24 protein-coding genes are annotated in these 24,484 nt (G+C 71.3%); 6 read left to right on the top strand and 18 right to left on the bottom strand.

Annotated features, from left to right (window positions below):
- Positions 1-22 precede the first annotated feature (22 nt).
- Genes aroB through Tsedi_RS06190 form a run of 7 tightly spaced genes read right to left on the bottom strand, consistent with a single transcriptional unit; the run spans position 23 to position 6,907 of the window.
- Positions 23-1,177 (bottom strand): 3-dehydroquinate synthase, encoded by a 1,155-nt coding sequence (gene aroB / locus Tsedi_RS06220; protein ID WP_143894735.1) that lies wholly within the window; start codon positions 1,175-1,177, stop codon positions 23-25.
- A gap of 9 nt (positions 1,178-1,186) precedes the next feature.
- A complete protein-coding gene (locus tag Tsedi_RS06215) occupies positions 1,187-1,726 on the bottom strand; it encodes a shikimate kinase (RefSeq protein WP_246099194.1) in 540 nt (179 codons plus the stop codon).
- Positions 1,723-3,945, bottom strand: coding sequence for a type IV pilus secretin PilQ (locus Tsedi_RS06210; protein WP_143894733.1), 2,223 nt, complete (start codon positions 3,943-3,945; stop codon positions 1,723-1,725). Before Tsedi_RS06210 ends, Tsedi_RS06215 begins: the two co-directional genes overlap by 4 nt.
- Positions 3,942-4,487, bottom strand: a complete 546-nt coding sequence (locus tag Tsedi_RS06205; RefSeq protein WP_143894731.1) for a pilus assembly protein PilP — start codon at positions 4,485-4,487, stop codon at positions 3,942-3,944. The genes Tsedi_RS06210 and Tsedi_RS06205 overlap by 4 nt, the downstream gene beginning before the upstream one ends.
- On the bottom strand, positions 4,484-5,185 hold the full coding sequence (locus Tsedi_RS06200; protein ID WP_143894729.1) for a type IV pilus inner membrane component PilO: 702 nt from the start codon (positions 5,183-5,185) through the stop codon (positions 4,484-4,486). The genes Tsedi_RS06205 and Tsedi_RS06200 overlap by 4 nt, the downstream gene beginning before the upstream one ends.
- A gap of 28 nt (positions 5,186-5,213) precedes the next feature.
- Positions 5,214-5,825, bottom strand: coding sequence for a PilN domain-containing protein (locus Tsedi_RS06195; RefSeq protein ID WP_143894727.1), 612 nt, complete (start codon positions 5,823-5,825; stop codon positions 5,214-5,216).
- Positions 5,822-6,907 (bottom strand): pilus assembly protein PilM, encoded by a 1,086-nt coding sequence (locus Tsedi_RS06190; RefSeq protein WP_143894897.1) that lies wholly within the window; start codon positions 6,905-6,907, stop codon positions 5,822-5,824. The genes Tsedi_RS06195 and Tsedi_RS06190 overlap by 4 nt, the downstream gene beginning before the upstream one ends.
- Before the next feature lie 175 nt (positions 6,908-7,082).
- On the opposite strand from Tsedi_RS06190, the gene Tsedi_RS06185 reads away from it, so the two are divergent.
- A complete protein-coding gene (locus Tsedi_RS06185; RefSeq protein WP_143894725.1) occupies positions 7,083-9,467 on the top strand; it encodes a penicillin-binding protein 1A in 2,385 nt (794 codons plus the stop codon).
- Between the two features lie 56 nt (positions 9,468-9,523).
- On the opposite strand, the gene cyaY is transcribed toward Tsedi_RS06185, so the two are convergent.
- Positions 9,524-9,853 carry an iron donor protein CyaY gene (gene cyaY, locus Tsedi_RS06180; RefSeq protein ID WP_143894722.1) on the bottom strand — a complete coding sequence of 110 codons (330 nt, stop codon included), beginning with the start codon at positions 9,851-9,853 and terminating at the stop codon, positions 9,524-9,526.
- Here cyaY and lptM point away from each other — a divergent pair.
- On the top strand, positions 9,735-10,046 hold the full coding sequence (gene lptM / locus Tsedi_RS12460) for an LPS translocon maturation chaperone LptM (protein WP_342781093.1): 312 nt from the start codon (positions 9,735-9,737) through the stop codon (positions 10,044-10,046). The two genes, cyaY and lptM, sit on opposite strands and share 119 nt — an antisense overlap.
- Positions 10,033-11,328: a diaminopimelate decarboxylase gene (gene lysA / locus Tsedi_RS06170; RefSeq protein ID WP_143894719.1), complete on the top strand. Its 1,296-nt coding sequence runs from the start codon at positions 10,033-10,035 to the stop codon at positions 11,326-11,328. The genes lptM and lysA overlap by 14 nt, the downstream gene beginning before the upstream one ends.
- On the opposite strand, the gene Tsedi_RS06165 is transcribed toward lysA, so the two are convergent.
- The 5 genes from Tsedi_RS06165 to Tsedi_RS06145 all read right to left on the bottom strand — a co-directional run bounded on the left by Tsedi_RS06165 (position 11,264) and on the right by Tsedi_RS06145 (position 17,174).
- The gene (locus Tsedi_RS06165) at positions 11,264-11,908 is read right to left on the bottom strand and encodes a protein-methionine-sulfoxide reductase heme-binding subunit MsrQ (protein WP_143894717.1); all 645 of its coding nucleotides are present in this window, start codon (positions 11,906-11,908) and stop codon (positions 11,264-11,266) included. The genes lysA and Tsedi_RS06165 overlap by 65 nt on opposite strands.
- A gap of 1 nt (position 11,909) precedes the next feature.
- Positions 11,910-12,884 carry a protein-methionine-sulfoxide reductase catalytic subunit MsrP gene (gene msrP, locus Tsedi_RS06160; protein WP_143894714.1) on the bottom strand — a complete coding sequence of 325 codons (975 nt, stop codon included), beginning with the start codon at positions 12,882-12,884 and terminating at the stop codon, positions 11,910-11,912.
- Between the two features lie 19 nt (positions 12,885-12,903).
- Complete coding sequence (gene ccsB / locus Tsedi_RS06155) at positions 12,904-14,265, bottom strand: c-type cytochrome biogenesis protein CcsB (protein WP_143894712.1); 1,362 nt, start codon at positions 14,263-14,265, stop codon at positions 12,904-12,906.
- Positions 14,262-16,409: a cytochrome c biogenesis protein ResB gene (locus tag Tsedi_RS06150; protein ID WP_143894711.1), complete on the bottom strand. Its 2,148-nt coding sequence runs from the start codon at positions 16,407-16,409 to the stop codon at positions 14,262-14,264. The genes ccsB and Tsedi_RS06150 overlap by 4 nt, the downstream gene beginning before the upstream one ends.
- Positions 16,410-16,559: 150 nt before the next feature.
- Complete coding sequence (locus Tsedi_RS06145) at positions 16,560-17,174, bottom strand: c-type cytochrome (RefSeq protein WP_143894709.1); 615 nt, start codon at positions 17,172-17,174, stop codon at positions 16,560-16,562.
- Between the two features lie 140 nt (positions 17,175-17,314).
- Between Tsedi_RS06145 and yihA the strand changes: the two genes are divergently transcribed.
- On the top strand, positions 17,315-17,980 hold the full coding sequence (yihA, locus tag Tsedi_RS06140) for a ribosome biogenesis GTP-binding protein YihA/YsxC (RefSeq protein ID WP_143894707.1): 666 nt from the start codon (positions 17,315-17,317) through the stop codon (positions 17,978-17,980).
- 21 nt (positions 17,981-18,001) lie between these two features.
- Here the strand turns inward: yihA and Tsedi_RS06135 are convergent, their stop codons facing one another.
- Entirely contained in the window at positions 18,002-18,862 is an 861-nt protein-coding gene (locus Tsedi_RS06135; protein ID WP_246099192.1) for a lysophospholipid acyltransferase family protein, read from the bottom strand.
- A 154-nt stretch (positions 18,863-19,016) separates the two neighbouring features.
- Here Tsedi_RS06135 and metK point away from each other — a divergent pair, with 154 nt between their 5' ends.
- Entirely contained in the window at positions 19,017-20,201 is a 1,185-nt protein-coding gene (gene metK, locus Tsedi_RS06130) for a methionine adenosyltransferase (protein WP_143894704.1), read from the top strand.
- On the opposite strand, the gene rfbC is transcribed toward metK, so the two are convergent.
- The 4 genes from rfbC to rfbB are packed head-to-tail and all read right to left on the bottom strand — an operon-like array spanning position 20,191 to position 23,754.
- Positions 20,191-20,766: a dTDP-4-dehydrorhamnose 3,5-epimerase gene (gene rfbC, locus Tsedi_RS06125; RefSeq protein WP_143894703.1), complete on the bottom strand. Its 576-nt coding sequence runs from the start codon at positions 20,764-20,766 to the stop codon at positions 20,191-20,193. The genes metK and rfbC overlap by 11 nt on opposite strands.
- A gap of 7 nt (positions 20,767-20,773) precedes the next feature.
- A complete protein-coding gene (gene rfbA, locus Tsedi_RS06120) occupies positions 20,774-21,679 on the bottom strand; it encodes a glucose-1-phosphate thymidylyltransferase RfbA (protein ID WP_143894700.1) in 906 nt (301 codons plus the stop codon).
- A 36-nt stretch (positions 21,680-21,715) separates the two neighbouring features.
- The gene (gene rfbD / locus Tsedi_RS06115; RefSeq protein ID WP_143894698.1) at positions 21,716-22,654 is read right to left on the bottom strand and encodes a dTDP-4-dehydrorhamnose reductase; all 939 of its coding nucleotides are present in this window, start codon (positions 22,652-22,654) and stop codon (positions 21,716-21,718) included.
- Complete coding sequence (gene rfbB, locus Tsedi_RS06110) at positions 22,651-23,754, bottom strand: dTDP-glucose 4,6-dehydratase (RefSeq protein WP_143894696.1); 1,104 nt, start codon at positions 23,752-23,754, stop codon at positions 22,651-22,653. Before rfbB ends, rfbD begins: the two co-directional genes overlap by 4 nt.
- 206 nt (positions 23,755-23,960) lie before the next feature.
- On the opposite strand from rfbB, the gene Tsedi_RS06105 reads away from it, so the two are divergent.
- On the top strand, positions 23,961-24,446 hold the full coding sequence (locus tag Tsedi_RS06105) for a ComEA family DNA-binding protein (RefSeq protein ID WP_143894694.1): 486 nt from the start codon (positions 23,961-23,963) through the stop codon (positions 24,444-24,446).
- The last annotated feature ends 38 nt before the right edge of the window (positions 24,447-24,484 follow it).

Here is a 24,484-nt window from a genome sequence, read left to right as displayed (position 1 = left end):
GTCACGGCCGCCTCCCCCGGGCTCAGGCGGCGCAGCGCGCCGCGATCACCTCGGCCACCAGCGCATCCGGCGCCGGGCGCACGAACGCGTGCCCGGCCTCGTCGACGACGACGAAGCGGATCTCGCCGCCCTCGGCCTTCTTGTCCACGCGCATCAGCTCCAGGTAGCGCGCGACGTTGTCCGGCCCCAGCACCGGCGCGCGCACCGGCAGGCCGGCTGCGGCCACCAGCCGCTCCAGCCGCGCCACCCAGGCCGCCGACACCAGCCCGAGCCGGTGCGACAGCTCCGCCGCCATCACCATGCCGCAGCCGACCGCCTCGCCGTGCAGCCAGGCGCCGTAGCCCAGCCCCGCCTCGATCGCGTGGCCGAAGGTGTGGCCGAAGTTGAGGATCGCGCGCAGGCCGGACTCGCGCTCGTCCTGCCCGACGACGGCGGCCTTGATCTCGCAGCTGCGCCGCACCGCGTGCGCGAGCGCCGCAGCGTCGCGCGCCACCAGCCGCCCGACATTCGCCTCCACCCAGTCGAGGAAGGCCACGTCGGCGATCGGCCCGTACTTGATCACCTCCGCCAGCCCGGCGGCGAACTCGCGCGGCGGCAGGGTCGCGAGCGTGCCCAAGTCGCACACCACCCGCACCGGCTGGTAGAACGCCCCGATCATGTTCTTGCCGAGCGGGTGGTTGATCGCCGTCTTGCCGCCCACCGAGGAGTCCACCTGCGCCAGCAGGGTGGTCGGCACCTGCACGAACGGCACGCCGCGCATGTAGCACGCGGCGGCAAAGCCGGTCATGTCGCCGATCACGCCGCCGCCGAGCGCGAACAGCACCGTCCTGCGGTCCGCCCCGGCAGCCAGCAGCGCGTCGAAGATGCAGTTGAGCGTCGGCCAGTCCTTGTGCGCCTCGCCGTCGGGCAGCACCACCTCCAGCACGCGCGCGTAGTGCGGCTGCAATGCGGCACGCAGCCGCGCCAGGTACAGCGGCGCCACCACCGTGTTGGTGACGATGGCGGCGGTGGCCGCGCGCGGCAGGCCGGCCCAGGTGCCCGGGTCGTCCAGCAGCCCGGTGCCGATGACGATCGGGTAGCTGCGCTCCCCGAGGTCGATGGTCACCGTGTGCAGCACGGTGGCGGCGGGTGCGGATGCGGGGGCTTCGGCGATGGCGGCAGCGGCGGACGTGGACATGCCACGAGTTTAGCCGGCCGTCGCGCCCCGGGCCGCCTCGGCGCCCAGCTCCAGCTGCATCAGGATCATGTTGACGAGCGTCGCCACCGACGGGCGGCCGGTCTCGATCACGTAGTGCGCCGTCTCGCGGTACAGGGGATCGCGCAGCGCGTGCAGCTCGCGCAGGCGCTGCAGCGGATCGGCCACCTGCAGCAGCGGCCGCGTGCGGTCATGACGCAGCCGGCGCATCAGCTCCTCCGGCGTGGAGCGCAGGTAGAACACCCGTCCGCGCGCCCGCAGCCGCTGCCGGTTGGCCGGCCGCAGCACCGCCCCGCCGCCGGTGGACAGCACGCACGGCTCGCCGCGCGTCAGCTCGTCCAGCACCGTCTCCTCCACGTCGCGGAAGGGCTCCTCGCCCTCCCGCTCGAAGAACTCGCGGATGCTGCAGCCGAGCCGCTCCTCGATCACCGCGTCGGAATCGACGAACGGCACCTGCAGCCGCCGCGCCAGCTGCCGGCCGACCGTGGTCTTGCCGGCGCCGGGCAGGCCGATGAGCACCAGATGCGTCACTGCCCCCCCATGACGGCGGGAAGAATACGGGGCGTAAGGAATACGATGAGCTCCTTGCGATCCAGAGACGTCCGCTTCGACCGGAACAATCCGCCTACGGCGGGGAGATCGCCCAAGCCAGGAATTTTTTGATTGTCCGTAGTCTCCTCTGAACGGAAGATTCCACCGATCGCAACCGTACCCCCATTTTCAACGAGCACCTTGGTCTGGACCTTGTTGGTATTGATCGCGACCCCACCGGGCAGGATATCACCGCGCGAATCCTTCGAAACCTCGACATCAAGGATCACGGATCCGTCCGGCGTGATTTGCGGCATCACATCCAGCTTCAAGACGGCTTTCTTGAACTGGACATTCGTACCCTGGTTAGCCGAATTCGTCTGATAAGGAATCTCCTCACCCTGCTCGATCACCGCCTTCTTCAAATCAGACGTGATCAAGCGCGGACTCGAGATCACCCTCACCCGACGATCCGCCTCCAGAGCCTGGATCTCGAGACTCAGCATCCGCGTCAGCGTCGAGTTGAAAATGGTAGCCCCGATGGCGCCTGCTGCCGTCGACGCAGCCTGGGAAAGCGGTTGAGCCGGAAGATTGACCATGGCTCCACTCAATCCAGGCGACGTCGCCCCGTAAGAGCCGCCGCCCCCAACCGACATCAACACCCGACTTCCGTTGACCGTTCCCAGTGTCGCCCCATTGATCATGCCCCCGAAGCGGACACCGAGCGCCTTTCCAACACCCTCATCCGCTTCGACTATTCTGGCTTCGATCAAAACCTGCCGTACCGGGATGTCGAGCAGCTTGATCAGTTCGGCGATTTTCTCCAGACGCTCCGGCACGTCCATCACGAACAAACGGTTGGTACGGGGCTCGGCCACCGCAACACCTCTGTCGCTGAGGATGCGCGTACCGGAGCTGAACAGGGTTCGACTGTCACCGGTCGCCTGCACACCGCTGTCCGTCGTCGGCGCGGCCCTCGCTCGTCCTTCACGGTCAACCGCATCCGTCCCCAAGAGCTGGGCGGCGACGTCGGATGCCTTGGCATAGTTGAGCTGGAAGGACTCGCTCTTGAGCGGGATCAGCTTCTGCGCCAAGGCCTGCTGCTCGAGGTTGAACTTGGTTTCATCCGCGAGCTCTTTTCGGGGCGCCACGCGGATGACGTTGCCGGTGCGCGTCATGCCCAGCTGCTTGGCCTCCAGGATGATGTCCAGCGCCTGGTCCCACGGCACATCCTTCAGGCGCAGCGTCAGGCTGCCCTGCACGGTGTCGGTGGTGATGATGTTGAAGCCAGTGAAGTCGGCGATGACCTGCAGCAGCGCGCGCACGTCGATGTTCTGGAAGTTCAGCGACAGCCTGTCGCCGCTGTACCTCGGCCCTGCCACCAGCTTGTTCGGGTCGGGCTTGACCGGACGCACTTCCAGCACGAACTGGTTGTCGCTCTGGTAGGCGCTGTGCTCCCACTCGCCGGCATTCTCCACCAGCAGGCGCACGCGGTCGCCGGCCTGCGTGGCGGTGACCATGCGCACCGGGGTGCCGAAGTCGGTCACGTCGAGCCGGCGGCGCAGCCCCTCCGGCAGCGTCGTGCGCTGGAACTCGACGACGATGTTGCGCCCCTGCGGGCGGATGTCCACCGGGGTCTGTGCGCTGCCCAGCTGCACGACGACGCGGCCGGCCCCCTCCTCGCCGCGGCGGAAGTCGATGTCGGCCAGCGCGACGCCCGCGCCAGCCGGCGCGACCACGCCGGGGAAGGTGGGCGCCTGCGCGGCTTCGGCCTGCGCGGTGGTCACCGGCGGCTGCAGCGTGACCAGCAGCACGTTGCCCTCGGCACGCGCCTCGTACGGCACGTTGCGGATGAGGTTGAGGACGACGCGCGTGCGCTCGCCGGCCTCCACGACATTGACCGAGCGCAGGTTGCCCTGGTTGACCTCGATCAGACTCTTGCCGCTGGCGTTGGTGGTGGCCGGAAAGTCCAGCGCGATGCGCGGCGGCGTCTGCGTGGCGAAGCCCGCCGGCACGCCGGGCAGCGGCGCGCTCGTCTCGATGCGCACGACCTCGCTGCCGCCGACCACACTGGCGCTGACGGCCCGGATCGCCGCCTGCGCCCACGCCACGCCCTGGGCCGCCAGCAGCCCCACGCCGACCGTCCACGCCGCCCAACGCCGCCAGCGCCGCAGGGGCAGGCCCCTGCGCAACCCGCGGTTGACGTCTCGCTCGTTCATTTGCCGGTTCCTTCCTGCAGTTTCAGCGTTGCGGCGCGCTCCACCCACTCGCCGGAGGCGTCCTGCACGATCTCGCGCAGGGTGATCTGGTGGTCGTCGATCGCGGTGACGCGGCCGAAGTTCTGCCCCATGTAGTTGCCGACCCGCACCTGGTGCAGCAGGCCGTTGACGCGCACCAGCGCCACCCGCTGCCCCCCGCGCTGCAGCAGACCCACCATCGTCATGGTGTCGAGCGGGAAATCCTCCAGCGGCTCGCGACGGCGCTGCTGCTCGGCCAGCAGCAGGCGTGATACCGCAGGGTTGACCGCATCGCTGCGCAGTGCCTGCACCAACTTCTCGTCGCTGAACGGCGAGGTCTCGGCCGCCACGCTGTAGGTCTCGGGCTGGAACGCCGTCGGCGGACGCACCGGCTCGATCTTCGGGTTGGCCTGGGCGCGCTGCTGCGCCATCCACTGCGTCAGGTCGTCCGCCGAGCCCCCGCAGCCCGCCAGCGCCAACGCCACCAGCGCGGCGCCCCAACCTGCCCGCTGCTGCCGCTTCATTGCTTCGCTCCCTGCTGCGCCTTCCTGGACGCCGCCTTGCGCTGCAACACCTCCTCGGGGTCGAGGTAGCGGAACGTCTTGGCCGTGCTCTCCATGGTGAGCTGGTCGTTGCGGTTCGGCGTGGGGGCGATCGACAGGTTGTTCAGCGTCACGATGCGCGACAGGTGCGCCACGTCGGCCACGAACTGTCCGATCGCGTGGTACGAGCCGCTGACGCGCAGCGTGATCGGCAGTTCGGCGTAGTAGTCGCGCACCACCTCCTGCCCGGGACGGAACAGCTCGAACTGCAGCCCGCGCCCGATGCCGGCCTGGTTGATGTCCGACAGCAGCGCATCCATCTCGGCGCGACTGGGCAGCTGCTTTTCCAGCTGGGCCACGTACTGGCGCACCTGCTCGAGCTGCCCCTTCAGCGTATCCAGCGCCGCCGCCTTGGCCACCTTCTGCGTGTACTGCGTGCGCAGCTCGCCCTCGCGGCGCTGCGCCGCCTCCAGCGCGGCAGCCTGGTCGGCCAGCCACACGTACCACAGCGCCGCCAGCACCGCCACGCCCGCCGCCAGCAGCAGCAGCGCGCGCGGCAGCGCCGGCCAACGTGAGGGATCGTTGGGGTCGAGGTTGGTGAACTGGCGCCGCAGCCGCTGCTGCAGCGCGGCCCAGTCGACGCTGGGCTGGCGGGAGGGCTTGCCGCGGGCGATGGCCATCGGAGTCGTCCTTGCGTGTCGGGGGCCGTCAGGTGGCGCCGGCCGGCGGCGTGGCGGGCCTGGCGGCCGGGGCGGCCACCTCGCCCTTGGCCTGCGTGACGCGCAGCGAGAAGTTGAACACGCGCCGCTGGCCGCCCGGGTTGAGGTTCATCGTCGTGGCGACGATCTCGATCAGCTGCGGCTGCTTCAGCCATGGGCTGCCGCCGCCCAGGTTGCGCAGCAGCTCCGAGACGCGCTCCTGCGACTGCGCCACGCCGTTGATCGCGATCGTGGTCCCCTCCTGCTTGATCGAGCGCAGCGCCACCCCGTCGGGCAGCTGGCGCACCAGCTCGTTGAGCAGGTGCACCGGCAGGTTGCGGTCGGCCTGCAGACTCTCCACCGCGTCCTGCCGCGCCTTCAGCGCCTCCAGCTCCTCCTGCAGCGTGGCGATTTCCTTGATCTGCTGATCGAGCTTGGCGATTTCCTGCTGCAGCAGGCGATTGCGCGCGTCCTGCACGCCGATGCGCGCCTCGTAGACCGCATAGATGGCGCCAGCGACCAGCGCACCGCCCAGGACGGCCAGCCCGAGCTGGACATAGAACGCCTCGCGCCGCCGCTTGCGCGCCCACTCACGATGCGGCAGCAGGTTGATGGCGATCATGGCACGTACCTCCGCAGCGCCAGCCCGGTGGCCACCAGGTACGAGGTGGCCTCCGCGGCCAGACGCGCCGCCGGGATCGACGGCGACACCGCCATGCCGTCGAAGGGGTTGAGCACCGAGGCGGCAAAGCCGGTCTGCAGCGTCACCGCCTGCGCCAGCCCGGGCAGGCTGGCCGAGCCGCCCGACAGCAGGATGTGGTCGACCTTGTTGTGCGGCGTGCTGGTGAAGAAGAACTGCAGCGCGCGACCGAGCTCCTGACCCAGCGCGTCGAGGAATGGCTGCAGCACGGTCTGCGGGTAGTCGGGCGGCAAACCCGCCCCCCCCTGACGCTTGCGCAGCTCGGCCTCCTCGCGCGACAGGCCATACTGCCGCTCGATCATCTGCGTCAGGCCCTCACCCCCCACCGGCTGATCGCGCTCGTAGATCATCTCGTCGTTGCGCACCACCTGCAGCGCGGTGGACGCCGAGCCGATCTCGAACAGCGCCACCAGCAGGTTGCGCCCGCCGCCGGGCAGCTTCTCGATGGCGCGCCGCGCCGCCAGCCGCGAGGCGTAAGGCTCGACGTCGACGATGACCGGCTCCAGCCCGGCCGCCTCGGCCACGCCCTGGCGGTCGCTTACCTTCTCCTTGCGCGAGGCCGCCACCAGCACCTCCTGGTAGCCCGGCGCGCTCGGCGACGGGCCGACGACGCAGAAGTCCAGCGCCACTTCCAACAAGGGAAACGGGATCAGCTGTGCGGCCTCGGCCTCCACCTGCAGTTCCAGCTGATCCTCGTCGAGCTCGGCCGGCAGGCTGACCTTGCGCGTGATGACGGCCGAACCGGGCAGCGCCAGCGCCGCACGCCGGGTGCGCGTGCCGGCCTTGCGCACCAGGCGGCGCAGCGCCTCGGCCACCTCGTCGAACTTCTCGATGTTGCCCTCCGACACCCAGCCGCGCTCCAGCGGCTCGATGGCGCAGTGCAGCAGCCGCAGCGTCCCGGAGCGGTCACGCTCCAGTTCCACCAGCTTCAGGGTGGAGGAACTGATGTCGATGCCCAGCAGCGGAGCCGGCTCTCGACGTATCCATGATCCCAGCGCGATCAAATCCCACCCCCAGTCGGCCTTGGCATGGCGCGTAACGCCCTTGTGCAAGCAATCCTAGCAGTATTGCCGCCGCGAAGCCATCGCCCCCGGGGCTGCGCGCGCCGCCAGCGTTGTCAGCAGCCCACAGTGGCGCCGACCGCCCGAGGGGTACGCGTTCCTATAATGCCCGCGCACCATGCCCTCCGCGTCTCCTGCCTCCCCGTCCGGCTCGCCCCCTGCCTCCGGCGCCGGCACGTCCCGCCGCCCGCCGTGGCTGCGCGTGCTGCTGGGGCTGCTCGGCGGGCTGGCGGCGCTGGGGGCGGCCGCGGCGCTGCTGGTGGCGCTCGGCCTGGCGCTGGCCTACCCGAACCTGCCCGACGTCAGCGAACTGGCGGACTACCGGCCCAAGATGCCGCTGCGCATCTACGCGCGCGATGGCTCGCTGCTGGGCGAGTTCGGCGAGGAGCGCCGCATCGTCGTGCCGTTCGAGGACATCCCGCCGGTGATGATCAACGCCGTGCTGGCCATCGAGGACGCGCGCTTCTTCGAGCACGGCGGGGTCGACTACCGTGGCCTGCTGCGCGCGGCGCTGGCCAACCTCGGCGAGGCCAAGAGCCAGGGTGCCTCCACCATCACCATGCAGGTGGCGCGCAACGTCTACCTCTCCAGCGAGAAGAGCTACCTGCGCAAGCTCTATGAGATCCTGCTGACGTTCAAGCTCGAGCACCTGCTAACCAAGGAGCAGATTCTCGAGATCTACATGAACCAGATCTTCCTCGGCCAGCGCTCGTACGGCTTCGCGGCGGCGGCGCAGACCTATTTCGGCAAGTCGCTCAAGGACCTGACCATCGCCGAGGCGGCGCTGCTGGCCGGCCTGCCCAAGGCGCCGTCGGCCTACAACCCCTACCGCAACCCCAAGCGCGCGCGCGCGCGCCAGCTGCACATCATCGACCGCATGCTCGACAACGGCTTCATCACCGAGGCCGAGGCGCGCGCCGCGCGCGCCGAGCCGCTGCGGCTGCGCCGCGGCCCCGCCGAGGATGAGCTGCACGCCGAGTACATCGCCGAGATGGTGCGCCAGGCGATCGTCGAGCGCTATGGCGAGGACGCCTACACCGCCGGCCTGAAGGTGTACACCACCGTCGACCCGGCACTGCAGCGCGCCGCCTGGCGTGCGCTGAGAAACGGCGTGCTCGAGTTCGAGCGACGCCAGTTCTACCGCGGACCGGAGCGCTTCATCGAGCTGCCGGCCGATCCGGCCGCGCGCGCCGCCGCCATCGACGACGCCATCGCCGCGCTGCCGGACGACGATACGCTGCTGACCGCGGTGGTGCTGGAGGCCAGCCCTGCCAAGGTCACGGTCACGCGCGGCGAGGGCGGCGTGATCGAGATCACCGGTGCCGGGCTGGAGCCGGTGCGCTCCGGCCTCGACCCGAAGGCGCCGCCGCACCTGAAGCTGCGCCCCGGCGCCGTGGTGCGCATCGTGCAGACGCCCCAGGGCTGGGTGCTGACGCAGACCCCGGAGGTGGAGGCCGCCTTCGTCGCCGTCGACCCGCGCGACGGCGGCATCCGCGCGCTGGTGGGCGGCTTCGACTTCGATCGCAACAAGTTCAACCGCGTCACGCAGTCGCAGCGCCAGCCCGGCTCCAGCTTCAAGCCCTTCATCTACTCGGCCGCGCTGGAAAAGGGCATCATGCCGGCCACCGTCGTCAACGACGCGCCGCTGTTCTTTCCGGCCAGCGTCACCGGCGGCAAGCCGTGGGAGCCGAAGAACTACGACGGCCAGTACGACGGTCCGATGACGGTGCGCACCGCGCTGGCCAAGTCGAAGAACATGGTCTCGATCCAGATCCTGCGCGCGGTGGGCACGCAGTCGGCGCAGCAGTGGATCACCCGCTTCGGACTGGACCCGGACAAGCACCCGCCCTACCTGACGATGGCGCTGGGCGCCGGGGCCGTCACGCCGCTGGAGATGGCCGCCGGCTACGCCGTGTTCGCCAACGGCGGGCACTACCTGCCGCCGGTGCTGATCACGCGCATCACCGATCCGCGCGACCGCGTGCTGATGGAGGTGCCGCCCCAGGCGCCGGACGAGGCCAACCGCACGCTGCCGGCGCGCAACGCCTTCCTCATGAGCCAGCTGCTCAACGAGATCACGCGCAGCGGCACCGCCGCGCGCGCCCAGGCGACGCTGAAGCGCCCGGACCTCTACGGCAAGACCGGCACCACCAACGACGCCCAGGACGCCTGGTTCGTCGGCTTTCACCCGACGCTGTCGGCCGCGGCGTGGCTCGGCTACGACAAGCCGCGCAACCTCGGCCGGCGCGCCACCGGCGGGGCGCTGGCGCTGCCGATCTGGATCGACTTCATGGCCCAGGCGCTGCGCCACGAGCCGGTGCACGAGCTGCAGCCGCCGCCGGGCGTGGCCTACAGCGGCGGCGACTGGGTGTACGAGGAGTACGCCGACGGCAGCTACGTGCGCCGGCTCGGCTTCGACGACCCCGCCACGGTCGCCCCCTCGGGCGACACCCCACCCGACGCGCAGGAGCGGCGCAGCATCCTCGACCTGTTCCGCCAGTAGGACGGACCGGCGCCGCGGTCCGCGGCGCGCACCGCGCCGCCGGGCGCCGCCGCGGCTCAGGGACGGAACGTCAGCGGCACGCCCGCCTGCGCCGAGGCCTCGCGCGACAGGTGCGCGAAGAACTCGCCGGCGCCCTTGGTGTCCATCCAGCGCGCGCCGTCGAAGCGGTAGTGGTAACCGCCGGAACGCGACGCCATCCAGATCTCGTGCAGGGGCTTTTGCAGGTTGATGACGATCTGGCTGCCGTTGCGGAAGGTCAGCGTCACCATGCCGCCGACGCGCTGGTTGTCGATGTCGGCGTCGGTCTCCTCGTTGAGGCGGTCGCAGTTCAGCTCCACCGCCTTGAGCACCGCTTCGGCCCGGTCGAGGTATTCGGTGTCGGTCATCGCTAGAATCGCCGCCATGCTTGGGAAGCTCATTGTAGGCCGCGCCGCACGGGCGCTGGCGACCGCCTTGGCCATGACCCTGACGGGATGTGGCCAGAAGGGGCCGCTGACGCTGCCGCCCGCGGCCACGGCGCCCGCCCAGGCCGCCCCCGCCCCGCATGACACCGCCCACCGCCCCGATGGCCCACGCTGACCCTGCCGCGCTGCCCGGCGCGCCGTTCTTCCACTACCGCGACGGCGAGCTGTGGGTGGAGGAGCTGCCGGTGGCGGCGCTGGCGCGCGAGCACGGCACGCCCCTGTTCGTCTATTCGCTCGCGGCGCTGCGCACCGCCGCCGGCGCGTGGCAGCAGGCGCTGGCCGGCCGCGACGCGCTGGTGTGCTACGCGCTGAAGGCCAACTCGACGCTGGCGATCGTGCAGGCGCTGGCGCGCGCGGGCTGCGGCGCCGACATCGTCTCCGGTGGCGAGCTGGCGCGCGCGCTGCGCGCCGGCGTGCCCCCCGAGCGCATCGTCTTTTCGGGCGTGGGCAAGACGCGCGCCGAGATGCGCGCGGCGCTACAGGCCGGCATCGGCTGCTTCAACGTGGAAAGCGTCGGCGAGCTCGACGTGCTGGATGCGGTGGCGCGCGAGCTGGGCGTGCAGGCGCCGGTGAGCCTGCGCGTCAACCCGGACGTCGACGCGCGCACCCACCCCTACATCTCCACCGGCCTGCGCGACAACAAGTTCGGCATCGCGCACGACGAGGCGCTGGCCGCCTACCGCCACGCCGCCCGCCTGCCGGGGCTGCGCGTGGTCGGCATCGACTGCCACATCGGCTCGCAGATCACCACCGTGGAGCCGTACCTCGACGCGCTGGAGCGTGTGCTCGACCTCGTGGAGGCGATCGAGGCCGAGGGCATCGCGCTGCACCACCTGGACCTGGGCGGGGGGCTCGGCATCGACTACCACGGGGAAACCCCGCCGACGCCGCCGGCGCTGGTGGGCGCGCTGCTGGCGCGGCTGGACGCGCGCGGCCACGGCCGGCGTCGGCTGCTGTTCGAGCCGGGGCGCTCGCTGGTCGGCAACGCCGGCCTCTGCGTCACCGAGGTGCTCCACGCCAAGCCCGGCGCAGCCAGGAACTTCCTGATCGTCGACGCGGCGATGAACGACCTGCCGCGCCCGGCCATGTACGGAGCCTGGCACGCCATCGTGCCGGTGCGGCCGCGCACGGACGCCCCCGCGCGGATGTGGGACGTCGTCGGCCCGGTGTGCGAAAGCGGCGACTGGCTGGGGCGCGACCGGGAACTGGCCGCGCAGCCGGGCGATCTGCTCGCCGTCGGTTCGGCCGGCGCCTACTGCATGAGCATGGCCAGCCACTACAACACGCGCGGCAAGGCGGCCGAGGTGCTGGTCAGCGGCGCGCGCGCGCAGCTCATCCGCGCGCGCGAGACGGTGGCCGACCTGTGGCGGCAGGAGCGCGCGCTCGCGCTCGACTGACCGCGGCGCGCAGCCGCCAGCCCAGCAGCAGCGCCAGCAGCGCGCCATACACCGCCACCTCGCCCCACAGGCGCTTGCCGCTGCGCATCCAGAACCAGTGCAGCAGCGCGAGCAGCGCCACCGCATACACCAGCCGGTGCAGCGCGCGCCAGCACCGCGCCCCCAGACGCCGGATCGCGGCGTCGAACGAGGTCGCCGCCAGTGGCACCAGCAGCAGCACCGCCACCGCGCCGACGAGGATGAACGGCCGCTGCGCCACGTCGCGCGCGATGGCGACCAGATCGCCACCCTGATCGAGCCACGCATAGGCCAGCAGGTGCAACAACGCGTAGCCAAACGCCCACAGCCCCAGCCCGCGCCGCCAGCCGGCCAGCGCCGACCAGCCGGTCAGTAGCCGCAGTGGGGTGACCAGCAGCGTCAGCCACAGCAGCCGCAGCGCCCACAGGCCCAGGCCGCGGATCAACGCCTCGGCCGGGTTGGCGCCGAGGCGGTCGGCCAGCGCCAGCCCCCACAGCCACACCGCCGGGCCCGCCAGCAGCAGCAGCGCCCAGGGCTTGGCCGCGCGCAGCCAGCGGTCCACGTCAGTAGAAGCGCCGCAGGTCCATGCCGGCGTACAGCCCGGCCACCTGCTCGGCGTAGCCGTTGAACGGCTGCGTCTTCAGACGCGGCGCCCACAGCCCGCCCTGCCCCAGCCGCCGCTCGGTGGCTTGGCTCCAGCGTGGGTGCGGCACGTCCGGGTTGACGTTGGCGTAGAAGCCGTACTCGTGCGGCGCGGCCACGCTCCAGGCGGTGGCCGGCTGGCGTTCGACGAAGCGGATGCGCACGATGGACTTGGCGCTCTTGAAGCCGTACTTCCACGGCACCACCAGGCGCAGCGGCGCGCCGTTCTGCGGCGGCAGCAGCTCGCCGTACAGACCGAAGGCCAGCAGCGTCAGCGGATGGCGCGCCTCGTCCATCCGCAGCCCTTCCACGTAGGGCCACAGCAGCACGCTGGAGCGCAGGCCGGGCATCGTCTCGCGGTCGGCCAGACTGTGAAATTCGACGAACTTGGCGCTGCCCAGCGGCCGTGCGTGCTCGATCAGCGCCGACAGCGAATAGCCGACCCACGGGATCACCATCGACCAGCCCTCCACGCAGCGCAGGCGGTAGAGGCGCTCCTCCATCGGAGCGAGCTTCAGCAGCGCGTCCAGATCCAGCGTCAGCGGCCGCGCCACCAGCCCGTCCACCTGCACCGTCCACGGCCGCAGCCGCATGCGGTGCGCGAGCCGTGCGGGGTCTTCCTTGTCGGTGCCGAACTCGTAGAAGTTGTTGTAGCCGGTGACCAGCTCGTAGGGCGTCGGCGGCTCGGGCGCGTGGGCACCGGCGACGGCGCTGGGCCGGGCCGCCAATGGCGGGCGCTGCCCGGGCCGGCCCGCCGGGCCGGACGCCGTCGCCCAAGCGGCCGGAGCGAGCGCCGCACCGGCTGCCCCCGCCGTCACCCAGCCCGCGCGCTGCAACCACTGGCGACGGTTTTCCACGATCGCCCGTGGCGTGATCTCGCTGGGCCGCGGCTGCATCGGGGCCACCCCTGCCGGATCATAGCGCGCCGTAGCTGTGCAGGCCGCTCAGGAACATGTTGACGCCGAGGAAGGCAAAGGTCGTCACGCCCAGCCCCGCCAGCGCCCACCACGCCGCCACCGTGCCGCGCAGGCCCTTGATCAGGCGCATGTGCAGCCACGCCGCGTAGTTGAGCCAGACGATCAGCGCCCAGGTCTCCTTCGGGTCCCAGCTCCAGTAGCCGCCCCAGGCCTCCGCCGCCCACAGCGCGCCCAGCACGGTGGCGATGGTGAAGAAGGCAAAGCCCACGGCGATCGCCTTGTACATCACGTCGTCGAGCACCTGCAGGCTCGGCAGCCGCTCGGCGATGCGCCGCCGCGCCGCCAGAATGCCGCCGACGATCAGCGCCGACACGCCAAAATAGATGAACCAGTAGCTCGCGCCCTGCTCGGCGGCGCCGCGGCGAAACACCAGCGGCTCGAAGCACAGCACGATGCCCAGCAGCCACAGCGGCGCGAGCTTGACCCAGCTCGTCTCGCCGGCGCTTTGCTTGATCAGGTAGGCAAACGCCAGCATCGCCGCGATGGCGAACGTGCCGTAGCCGATGAAGTTGGCCGGCACGTGCAGCTTCATCCACCAGCTCTGCAGCGCCGGCACCAGCGGCTGGATCTGATGCGCCTCGCGCACCACCGTGTACCACAGCAGAAAGCCCACCGCGGCACTGACGATCAGCATCGCGAACGCCCCCATGCGCCGCGTCTGGTAGCGATCCTCGTAGTACAGGTAGTACGCCGCCGTCAGCCACGCGAACAGAACGAACACCTCGTACAGGTTGCTGACCGGGATGTGGCCGATGCCGGGGCCGATCTGGTGGCTCTCGTACCAGCGCACCATCGTGCCGGTCAGCGCCAGCGTCACCGCCACCCAGGCGATGCGCGAGCCCAGGCGCTCGGCCGCCTCGCCCCCGCGCGGCGCCAGCAGCCCGATCCAGTAGAACACCGTGCTCATGAAGAACAGCACGCTCATCCACAGGATCGCCGACTGGCTGGAGAGGAAGTACTTCAGCAGGAACACCTGCTCGGCGCGCGCCAGGTCGGCGCGCCCGTCCACCTGATACAGCGCGATGGCCAGCAGCGACAGCACCGCCACCACCACCGTGAGCGGCTGCACCGGGCGCCAGAACCACGCCAGCGCGATCAGGCTCGGCACGGCGCCGATCAGAATCGCCCGCTCGTAGCCGTCCATCGCGTGGCCCCACTGCCACAGCGCCACCGCGGCGCCTGCGACGGCCAACAGGGCGTAGAGCCAGTCCCACGCCGTGCGGCGGGCCAGCCAGCCGCGCCAGCCGGGGGTCTGGTCGCCGGCCAGCTTGAGGTCGATTGTCTGCGTCGCGGTGCTCATCGTGCCGTCTCCTGCGCCTGGGTCGGGGTCAGCAGCCCCTTGAGGGTGTCGAATTCGCGGTCGTTGTCCAGCAGCTTGCGGTTGCTCGACAGCGCCATCAGCGCGCGTGCGCCGGCGCCGCCGGGGGCCAGCCATACCCAGAGCCGCCGCTCGCGCACGTACAGCATGGCAAAGATGCCGACGATCAGCAACACGCAGCCGATGTAGACGATCGTCTTGCCCGGCGCGCGCGCGACCTGGAACACGCTGGCCTGCACCTGCTCGAAGTCGGCCAGCTGCAGCACCAGCGGCGCCGGGTAGAAGAACGCATCCGACAGCGCCAGCACCGCCTGCGTCATGAAGGCGGCGGTGGCCTCGTCGCGCGCCGCGGGCGGCAGGCCGGCCTGGGCGCGGCTGAGCTGGTACAGCTCGAACAGCGTGCCGTTCAGGATGCGCAGCAGCACGTCGCCGAAGCGCTCGCGCTCGCCCTCGGGGATGTTGGCCTCCATGAACGCCGACAGCGCCAGCAGACCGCCCAGGCGCGGGGCCTCGCCGCGCGGCAGCCGCTCGATTTCAGGATCGTCGCCGGCAAACAAATCGATCGCGCGCTGCGCCGAGCCCAGCAGCGCCGTGCGCACGCCTTCCGGCTGGTCGCCGGCGGCCTGCGCCACGTAGCGCTGCGCCGCCAGGCGCCGAAGGCCGGTGTCCGCCAGCGCCGCCCGCAGGCGGATGAAGCCGTCCAATCCGTCGCGCTCGTCCACCGGCACGCGCAGGTAGCGGAATGGCTCTTGCGGCGTCTCGCGCACGCCAAGCAGATACACGCGCTGGCCGTCCAAGTCGATCGGCAGCATGTAGTTGTGGAATTCGCGCGCCTGCCCCGCTTCGTCGCGCAGCTTGTAGGTGACGCTGGGGCCGACGTTGCGCAGCTCGCGCTCCTTGACCGTCTTGTTGCCGGCGCCAAGGCGCGCCTCGATCGCCTGGCGCAGGTCCACCTTGCGCACGTCGGCGCCGCTGCCGCCCGAAGCCGCCGACATGTTTTCCACGTTGATGACGCGCAGCCCGGTGAACTCCAGCCGCAGGCGCTCCTGCCCGTTGGTCAGCGTCGTGGCCTCGCCGATGCGGCCCTGCACCTCGAACGGCCGCACCGCCGCCCCCATCGGCAGCGCGCGCAGCTTGACCAGCGACCCCCCGTCGTCGAAGCTGGACTGGTAGATCTGGATGCCGCGATGCTCCACCGGGTGGTTGACCTCCACCCGCGCCGGACGCGCCTCGCCGGTGTAGCGGTCGTGGATGACGATGTCGCTGGCAAACAGCCGCGGCATGCCGGTGTCGTAGTACTCGACGATGAACTTCTTCAGCTCGACCTCGAACGGCAGCTCCTGCAGCACCACGCCCTCGGGCTGCTGCAGCACCGCGATGCCGGCGCGCGTGCCCTCGGTGACCAGCAGGTTGCCGCGGAAGGTCGGGTTGGCGTCGCTCAGGCGGTGTTTTTCGGGCACTTCGGCGATCAGCCCGCCACCGCGAAACGGCTCTTTGCCGCCAAACCACAGCTGCATCCGCACCATCAGGTCGCCGTCGAGCAGCCCGCCGATGCAGATGATGACGATGGCCGCGTGCGCCGCCAGATACCCCAGCTTGTTGGCCGCGCCGGCCTTGGCCGCCACCATCCAGCCAGTGCCAGCGGGCGTCTCGCGCGCCTGCAGCCGCACCTTCCAGCCACGCGCCAGCAGCGCTTGCCCGATGCGCTCGGCGGCGGCGCGCGGCGCCTCGGACAACTGGCTTTCGGCTTTGTGGTGAAACGCCTGCAGGCTCTGCTCGCGCACGTGTTCCTTGAATTGGCGCAAATCCGCCAGGATCTTGGGCGTGTTGCGCACGATGCACAGCGAGGTGCTGACCACCAGGAACGCCAGGATCAGCAGGAACCACCACGCGCTGTAGACCGAATACAGGTCCAGCGTCGCGAACACCTCGTACCAGAACGGCCCGAACTGGTTGACGTAGTTGTTGACCGGCTCGTGCTGCTTGAGCACCGTGCCGACGATGGAGGCGATGCAGATGACCGTCAGCAGCGCGATGGCGAAGCGCATCGACGACAGCAGCTCCACCGCCGCGGCCAGGCGGCGGTGGGCTCGGGGCAGCTCGATGCCGGCGGTGGAGGCGCTCATGCGTCGCTCGACAAAAAAGGCAGGCCCGCCACGGACCTGCCTGCTCTCAGAGGGGGCGCGCTCGCGAAGGTTCCGCAGCCGCGTCCGCGCGTGGCAGCCCCAATATTACCGGAGACTGATATTTCCCCGCACCGGCCAGGGCCCACTGGCTCAGCGCAGCCCGGCGATGTAGTCCGCCAGCGCGGCGATCTCGACGTCGGTGAGGTAACGCGCGATCTCGTGCATCATCTTGCTGTTGGCGCGCTCGTTGCTGCGGAACAGCTTGAGCTGCGTGGCGGTGTACTCGGCGTGCTGGCCGCTCAGGCGCGGGTACTCGGCCGGGATGCCGCTGCCGGCGGGGCCATGGCAGCCGGCGCAGGCCGGGATGCGGCGGTCCATCAGCCCGCCGCGGTAAATGCGCTCGCCCAGCCGCACCTTCTCGGCGTCGGTGGCCGCGCCGGTGCTGGCCTTCTGGCTGGCCAGCCAGTAGGCGATGTCGCGCATGTCCTGATCGGACAGCGCGCTGGCAAAGCCCACCATCACCGCGTTGGCGCGCTTTCCGGATTTGTATTCCTGCAGCTGCTTGATCAGATACTCCGGGTGCTGCTGCGCCAGCTTGGGGTTGGCCGCGGTGGTGGAGTTGCCGTCGGCGGCGTGGCAGGCCACGCACACCTGCCCGTACAGGGTGGCGCCGCGCTTGACGTCCGGCTGCGCCGGTTGCGCGTGGGCGTTCCAGGCGAGGGCGGCGGCCAGGGCGGCGCCGAGGAGCAGGGCGTTGGTTTTCATGGCGTGGTCGCGACGAGGGAAACGGCGGACGGCGGCAGGATGGGGCCAAGGCTGCGGCTGGCGGCCATGGCACGGCCCGCACGCGGGTTTCGAAACGCACTCGATTCTACAATGCGCCACCCTGCCCGCCCCGCCCGCCCATGGATCCGAACCTCGCCGAGCTCCCGGCCCCCGGCCGCCTGCAGGCCTGGCTGCACACCGCGCGCTTCCTCACCGAGGCGCCGCGGCTGCGCGACCTGCCGCCGCTGCAGGCCCCCGAGATCGCCTTCGTCGGCCGCTCCAACGCCGGCAAGTCCACCTGCATCAACACGCTGGCGCAGCAGCGCCAGCTGGCGTTTGCCTCGCGCACGCCGGGTCGCACGCAAAGCATCGTGCTGTTCGCGCTGGGCCGCCAGGGCGCCACCGACGCCGTGCTGGCCGACCTGCCCGGCTACGGCTACGCCGCCGTGCCGCAGGCCGCCAAGCGGCGCTGGCAGCAGACGATGGCCGATTACCTGGTCAGCCGGCCCAACTTGCGCGCGGTGGTGCTGCTGTGCGACGCGCGGCTGGGTCTGACCGAACTGGACGAGGCGCTGCTGGAGCTGATCCGCCCGCGCGTCGAGCGGGGGCTCGACTTCCTCGTGCTGCTGACCAAGGCCGACAAGCTCTCGCGCCAGGAGCAGCAGCGGGCGCTGTCGATCGCGCGGCTGCAGACGCGCGGCGGCGAGGCGATGCTGTTTTCCGCGCTCAAGCGCCAGGGCGTCGACGAGGTGGCCCGACGGCTTTGGCAGTGGACGCACCCGGCCGCCGCCACCCCGGCGGCCTGACCCCGCGGCAGTTCCCGGCCGTCAGCCGGGATCCCGCGGCGCCTTGTAGCGCGCGTAGCCCCACAGGTACTGCTGCGGACAGCGCCGGATCAGCGTCTCCATCGCGCGGTTGATCTGCGCCGCCGCCTCGGCCGGGCCGGCCGCCAGCGGCTCCTCCATCACCTGCGCCCACGGCTGCACGTGCACCACGTAGCCGCGCCCCCACGGCAGGCGCTGCCCCCACGCCAGCAGCACCTGCACGCCCGGCTGCTGCGCCAACCGCGCCGCCAGCGTCATCGTGTAGGCCGGCCGGCCGAAGAACGGCGCCCACACCCCCTGCCCCAGCGGCGGTACCTGATCCGGCAGCAGGCCCACCGCCTCGCCGCGGCGCAGCGCCTGCATCAGCTGCCGCACCCCGGCCAGCGTCGTCGGCACCGCCGCCATGCCGGGACGCTGACGCGCCTGCCGCAGCAGCGCCGCCAGCGCCGCCTGGCGCGACGGCCGGTACAGCACGGTGATCGGCGCGCCGCGCGGCACGCCGAAGCGCTCGGCGTAGGCGCGCGGCGTCACCTCGAAGCAGCCCAGATGCGGCGTCAGGAACAGCACGCCGCGCCGCTGCGCCAGCGCCGCCTCGATGTGCGCGGCACCCTCCCAGCCCACGCGCACCGGTGGCCCGAACCACAGGCGCGGCAGCTCGGCCACCTGCTGGCCCGCGGCGCCCACCGAGGCCCAGCGCGCCCGGCCGCGCAGCCCCGCCAGCCGCGTGTGCGCGCGCCAGCGCCGCCGGTACGGGGCGGAGGCCAGCCACGCCGCCCACCCCCCCAGCCAGCCCAGCCCCTGCACCAGCGGCAGCGGCAGCCACGCCAGCAGCGCCACCAGCGCCCGCACGATCCGCTGCGTCACGTCCTTCGATCCACCGGATATAATCCCCGCCCCATCGCCGAGTTACCGAACTACTTGCGGGCGATTCACAAATGCCGCTAAAGCGTTCGCCATCCCACCCCTTGCCGGGGCCGGCGCAACGCCGGCAGCCACCAGACCAAGGAGTGTAGACGCCATGGCGAACGACTTCCTCTTCACCAGCGAATCCGTCTCCGAAGGCCACCCGGACAAGGTGGCCGACCAGATCTCGGACGCCATCCTCGACGCCATCCTCGAGCAGGACCCGCGCAGCCGCGTCGCGGCCGAGACGCTGTGCAACACCGGCCTCGTCGTGCTGGCCGGCGAGATCACCACCAACGCGCACGTGGACTACATCCAGGTCGCGCGCGACACCATCAAGCGCATCGGCTACGACAACACCGAATACGGCATCGACTACAAGGGCTGCGCGGTGCTGGTGGCCTACGACAAGCAGAGCAACGACATCGCGCAGGGCGTCGATCACGCCAGCGACGACTACCTCAACACCGGCGCCGGCGACCAGGGCCTGATGTTCGGCTACGCCTGCGACGAGACGCCGGAACTCATGCCCGCGCCGATCTACTACGCGCACCGCATCGTCGAGCGCCAGGCGCAGCTGCGCAAGGACGGCCGCCTGCCCTTCCTGCGCCCCGACGCCAAGAGCCAGATCACGATGCGCTACGTCGACGGCCGCCCGCACAGCATCGACACCGTGGTGCTGTCCACCCAGCACAGCCCCGAGATGAGCGACGGCAAGCACATGAAGCCCGCCTTCATCGAGGCCTGCATCGAGGAGATCATCAAGCCGGTGCTGCCCAAGGAGTGGCTGCGCGACACGCGCTACCTGATCAACCCGACCGGCCGCTTCGTCATCGGCGGCCCGCAGGGCGACTGCGGCCTGACCGGACGCAAGATCATCGTCGACACCTACGGCGGCGCCTGCCCGCACGGCGGCGGCGCCTTCAGCGGCAAGGACCCGACCAAGGTCGACCGCTCCGCCGCCTACGCCGCGCGCTACGTGGCCAAGAACATCGTCGCCGCGGGGCTGGCGCGCCAGTGCCAGATCCAGGTCAGCTACGCCATCGGCGTGGCGCGGCCGATCAACGTCACCGTCTACACCGAAGGCACCGGCGTCATCCCGGACGAGCAGATCGCCAGGATCGTCGGCGAGGTCTTCGACCTGCGCCCCAAGGGCATCATCCAGATGCTGGACCTGCTGCGCCCCATCTACGGCAAGACCGCCGCCTACGGCCACTTCGGCCGCGACGAGCCGGAGTTCACCTGGGAGCGCACCGACAAGGTCGAGGTGCTGCGGGATCTGGCGGGGGTCAGGGGCTGAGGCCCTCGCCCGGCAGATCGGCCAGACCCGGAGCGGCTGCGTCCTTCGCCGACAGCAACGGCCCCTGCGGCAGCCCCTGCAGCGGCCACTCGATCGCCAGCTGCGGGTCGTCCCAGCGAATGCAGCGCTCGAGTTCCGGCGCGTAGTAGTCGGTGGTCTTGTAGAGGAAATCGGCCTCGTCCGAGAGCACGACGAAGCCGTGCGCCAGACCCGGCGGGATCCACAGCATGCGGTGGTTGGCGTCCGACAGCTCCACGCCGACCCAGCGGCCGAAGGTCGGTGAGTCACGCCGGATGTCCACCGCCACGTCCCACACCACCCCGCGCGCCACGCGCACGAGCTTGCCCTGCGCCCGTGGGGGCAGCTGGTAGTGCAGCCCGCGCAGCACGCCGCGGCGGCTGCGGCTGTGGTTGTCCTGCACGAACGCGAGGCCGCGCAGGCCGGTGGCGGCCTCGAAGTCGCGCTGGTTGAAGCTTTCGAGGAAGAAACCGCGCTCGTCGCCGAAGACGCGCGGCTCGAGCAGCAGCACCCCGGGGATGGCGGTGGGCGTGACGGTGCAGGGCATGGCAGCCTCACTCCCCCAGCAGCGCCAGCAGGTAGCGGCCGTAGCCGCTCTTGGCCAGCGGCTGCGCCAGCCGGGCCAGCTGCTCGTCGTCGATCCAGCCCTGGCGCCAGGCGATCTCCTCTGGGCAGGCGATCTTGAGACCCTGGCGGCGCTCCAGCGTGGCGATGAACTGGCCGGCCTCCAGCAGGCTGTCGTGCGTGCCGGTGTCCAGCCACGCGTAGCCGCGCTTCATGATCTGCACGTTGAGCTGGCCACGCTCCAGATACGCCTGGTTGACGGAGGTGATCTCCAGCTCGCCGCGGGCGCTGGGTTGCACCGTGCGCGCGATGTCGACCACCTGGGCGTCGTAGAAATACAAGCCGGTGACGGCGAAGTTCGACTTGGGGCGCGCGGGCTTTTCCTCGATCGACAGCACCCGGCCCTGCGCGTCGAACTCCACCACGCCGTAGCGCTCGGGGTCGTGCACGTGGTAGGCGAACACGGTGGCGCCCTCCGTGCGGGCGTCGGCGGTGCGCAGCAGGGGCTGCAGGTCGTGGCCGTGGAAGATGTTGTCACCCAGCACCATCGCGCTGGGAGCACCGGCGAGGAAATCGGCACCGATGATGAACGCCTGCGCCAGCCCGTCGGGACTGGGCTGCACGGCGTACTGCAGGCTGATGCCCCACTGGCTGCCGTCGCCCAGCAGCTGCGCGAAGCGCGGCGTGTCCTGCGGCGTGCTGATGACCAGCACCTCGCGGATGCCGGCCAGCATCAGCGTGGCCAGCGGGTAATAGACCATCGGCTTGTCGTAGACCGGCAGCAGCTGCTTGCTGACCGCCAGCGTGGCCGGGTGCAGCCGGGTGCCGGAGCCTCCGGCCAGGATGATGCCCTTGCGGCCCGAGGGAACCTGTCTCGTGATGGATGTCGAATCCATGTGGCAGGAACGGTTCGAAGCGAATGATGAAGCAGATCAGGGCAAAGCCGTCCAGCCCTGCACCCACCGCACCACGCCGAGGCGCCAGTCCGGCAGGTTGAGGCCGAAGGTGGCGCGCAGGCGTGCGGTGTCCAGCCGCCCGTTGCGCGGACGCGCCGCGGGCGTCGGGTAGGCGCTGGAGGGGATCGGCTCGACGGTCTGCACGCGCCAGCCGGCGTCGGGCCAGCGTGCGCGCGCCTGCTCCAGGAGGAAGGTGGCGTAGCCGTGCCAGGTGGTGGCGCCGGCGGCGGCCAGGTGGTAGGTGCCGGCGAGCCGTACCGCGTCAGGGTCGCGCAGCACGCGCGCCAGCAGGTGCGCGGTGACGTCGGCGATCAGGTCGGCGCCGGTGGGCGCGCCCCACTGGTCGTCCACGACCGTGAGGCGCTCGCGTTCGCGCGCCAGCCGCAGCATCGTGCTCGCGAAGTTGCCGCCGCGCACGCCATAGACCCACTGCGTGCGCAGGATCAGGTGGCGGCCCCACGCGGCGCGGATGGCCTCCTCGCCGGCAAGCTTGGTGGCGCCATAGACGTTCAGCGGCGCGGGCGCGTCGTCCTCGCGCCACGGCCGCTCGCCGGCGCCGTCGAAGACGTAGTCGGTGCCGTAGTGGATCAGCCACGCGCCGCAGGCCGCCGCGGCCTCGGCCAGCGCGCCCGGGGCCTCGGCGTTGATGCGCCGCGCTCGCGCGACCTCGCGCTCGGCCTGGTCCACGGCGGTGTAGGCGGCGGCATTCACGATCGCCGCCGGCTTGAGCGCCGCCACCGTCCGGCGCAGCCCCTCCAGATCCTGCAGGTCGCCGACGAGCGGGGTGCCGCTTTCCGGATGGGCGCCGCCGGTGCGCCCCAGCGCGACCACCTCGCCCAGCGGCTGCAGCGCGCGCTGCAGCTCCCAGCCGACCTGGCCGTGGGCCCCCAGCAGCAGCAGGCGCGGGGCGCTCATGCCGCCACCATCCCATACTGCCGCGCGACCCATTCGCGGTAGGCGCCGCTTTGCGCACGCGCCACCCATTCGGGGTGGTCGAGGTACCACTGCACGGTCTTGCGGATGCCGCTGTCGAACGTCTCCGCCGGGCGCCAGCCGAGCTCGCGCTCGATCTTGCGCGCGTCGATGGCGTAGCGCCGGTCGTGGCCGGGCCGATCCGGCACGTGCGTGATCAGCTCGGCGTAGCGTTCGATCGGCCGGCCGGTGCGCGCGTCCGCCACGCCGCGCCGCGGCGCCGGGGCCAGCTCGTCCAGCAGCGCGCAGATGGTCTGCACGACCTCGAGGTTGGTCTTCTCGTTGCGGCCGCCGATGTTGTAGGTCTGGCCGGGCTGGCCGGCCTGCAGCACCCGGCGGATGGCGGCACAGTGGTCGCGCACGTAGAGCCAGTCGCGCACCTGCCGGCCGTCGCCGTAGACCGGCAGCGGCCGGCCCGCCAGCGCGTGGACGATCATCAGCGGGATCAGCTTTTCCGGGAAATGAAACGGCCCGTAGTTGTTGGAGCAGTTGGTGGTCAGCGCCGGCAACCCGTAAGTGTGGTGCCAGGCGCGCACCAGGTGGTCGCTGGCAGCCTTGCTGGCGCTGTAGGGGCTGTTGGGCTCGTAGCGGCGCGTCTCGGCAAACGGGGGATCGGCCGGGCCCAGCGTGCCGTAGACCTCGTCGGTGCTGACGTGCAGGAAGCGAAACGCCGCGCGCTCCTCCTGCGGCAGACCGCTCCAGTAGCCGCGCACCGCCTCCAGCAGGCGAAAGGTCCCGACGACGTTGGTCTGGATGAAGTCCTCCGGGCCGTGGATCGAGCGGTCGACGTGGCTTTCGGCGGCGAAGTTCAGCACCGCGCGCGGACGGTGCTGCTGCAGCAGCCGCTCCACCAGGGCGCGATCGCCGATGTCGCCGCGCACGAAGACGTGGCGCGCGTCGCCCTGCAGGCTGGCCAGGTTGTCGAGGTTGCCGGCGTAGGTCAGCTTGTCGAGGTTGACGACCGGCTCGTCGTGGTGTTCGAGCCAGTCGAGGACGAAGTTGGCGCCGATGAAGCCGGCGCCGCCGGTGACGAGGATGGTCATGGCAGGCGGAAGAAGCGTCAGGGGCCCGGCCCACGGGCGGGCGGGCGGCGGGTCGGCCACCGATTGTGGCACGGGGAGCCGGCCGCGGGCCCCGCGACGCGGGCTGCGTCCGCCCTCAGGCCCGCGGTCGATCTCCCCCAAGCGGGGGATGGGCGAACGCAGGACACCGCCGTATCCTGACCGGGCGTGATCGCGAGAAACGGGGGATGCGAGCCATGGGCGCACAGGGGCGGGGCTGGGTGACCGCGGTGGTCGTGGCGGTGCTGCTGGGCTGGGCCGCTGGCGCGCGGGCGCAGGTGGAGGCCAACCGCGCCAGCGCCGCGGAGCTGCAGACGGTGCGCGGCATCGGCCCGGTGCTGGCCGCGCGCATCGTCGAGGCGCGCGCGCAGCGGCCGTTTGCCGGCTGGGACGACTTCGAGCAGCGGGTGCCGGGCGTCGGCGTCAAGACGGCGCAGAAGCTGTCGCTGCACGGCCTGCGCATCGACGGCCGCAGCTACGGCGCCGAGGCCGCCCGCCACGCCGACCCCGCTGCTTCGCGGCCCGTGCCGGCTGCTCCACCGCGCGCGACGGACACGGCTGCCCCGGCTCCGCCGAAGGCCGCGCCACCGGCGGCGCGCACGGGCCACGCGCCGCCCCCGCACGCCTACCCGGCGATCCCCGGGCTGTCGCAGCCCGACGCTGGCGCCCGTTGAACGTGTCGCCGTCTTCCGCCGGCACGCTTCACCCACGC

It is taken from the genome of Tepidimonas sediminis, from assembly GCF_007556605.1.
GTDB classification, from domain to species: domain Bacteria; phylum Pseudomonadota; class Gammaproteobacteria; order Burkholderiales; family Burkholderiaceae_C; genus Tepidimonas; species Tepidimonas sediminis.
The sequence above is the reverse complement of the archived record's forward strand: the minus strand, read 5'-3'. Positions and strand labels throughout refer to the sequence as shown.

Bases quoted from the DNA above. Each gene is read 5' to 3' on its own strand.
- Tsedi_RS06200 (WP_143894729.1), bottom strand. From the start codon at position 5,185: ATGGCCATCGCCCGCGGCAAGCCCTCCCGCCAGCCCAGCGTCGACTGG.
- lysA (WP_143894719.1), top strand. From the start codon at position 10,033: ATGGCCCACGCTGACCCTGCCGCGCTGCCCGGCGCGCCGTTCTTCCAC.
- msrP (WP_143894714.1), bottom strand. From the start codon at position 12,884: ATGCAGCCGCGGCCCAGCGAGATCACGCCACGGGCGATCGTGGAAAAC.
- rfbD (WP_143894698.1), bottom strand. From the start codon at position 22,654: ATGAGCGCCCCGCGCCTGCTGCTGCTGGGGGCCCACGGCCAGGTCGGC.
- Tsedi_RS06210 (WP_143894733.1), bottom strand. From the start codon at position 3,945: ATGAACGAGCGAGACGTCAACCGCGGGTTGCGCAGGGGCCTGCCCCTG.
- lptM (WP_342781093.1), top strand. From the start codon at position 9,735: ATGCCGCCGACGCGCTGGTTGTCGATGTCGGCGTCGGTCTCCTCGTTG.
- rfbA (WP_143894700.1), bottom strand. From the start codon at position 21,679: ATGGATTCGACATCCATCACGAGACAGGTTCCCTCGGGCCGCAAGGGC.
- aroB (WP_143894735.1), bottom strand. From the start codon at position 1,177: ATGTCCACGTCCGCCGCTGCCGCCATCGCCGAAGCCCCCGCATCCGCA.
- Tsedi_RS06150 (WP_143894711.1), bottom strand. From the start codon at position 16,409: ATGAGCGCCTCCACCGCCGGCATCGAGCTGCCCCGAGCCCACCGCCGC.
- Tsedi_RS06105 (WP_143894694.1), top strand. From the start codon at position 23,961: ATGCGAGCCATGGGCGCACAGGGGCGGGGCTGGGTGACCGCGGTGGTC.
- metK (WP_143894704.1), top strand. From the start codon at position 19,017: ATGGCGAACGACTTCCTCTTCACCAGCGAATCCGTCTCCGAAGGCCAC.
- yihA (WP_143894707.1), top strand. From the start codon at position 17,315: ATGGATCCGAACCTCGCCGAGCTCCCGGCCCCCGGCCGCCTGCAGGCC.
- rfbC (WP_143894703.1), bottom strand. From the start codon at position 20,766: ATGCCCTGCACCGTCACGCCCACCGCCATCCCCGGGGTGCTGCTGCTC.
- Tsedi_RS06205 (WP_143894731.1), bottom strand. From the start codon at position 4,487: ATGAAGCGGCAGCAGCGGGCAGGTTGGGGCGCCGCGCTGGTGGCGTTG.
- ccsB (WP_143894712.1), bottom strand. From the start codon at position 14,265: ATGAGCACCGCGACGCAGACAATCGACCTCAAGCTGGCCGGCGACCAG.
- cyaY (WP_143894722.1), bottom strand. From the start codon at position 9,853: ATGACCGACACCGAATACCTCGACCGGGCCGAAGCGGTGCTCAAGGCG.
- rfbB (WP_143894696.1), bottom strand. From the start codon at position 23,754: ATGACCATCCTCGTCACCGGCGGCGCCGGCTTCATCGGCGCCAACTTC.
- Tsedi_RS06195 (WP_143894727.1), bottom strand. From the start codon at position 5,825: ATGATCGCCATCAACCTGCTGCCGCATCGTGAGTGGGCGCGCAAGCGG.
- Tsedi_RS06145 (WP_143894709.1), bottom strand. From the start codon at position 17,174: ATGAAAACCAACGCCCTGCTCCTCGGCGCCGCCCTGGCCGCCGCCCTC.
- Tsedi_RS06185 (WP_143894725.1), top strand. From the start codon at position 7,083: ATGCCCTCCGCGTCTCCTGCCTCCCCGTCCGGCTCGCCCCCTGCCTCC.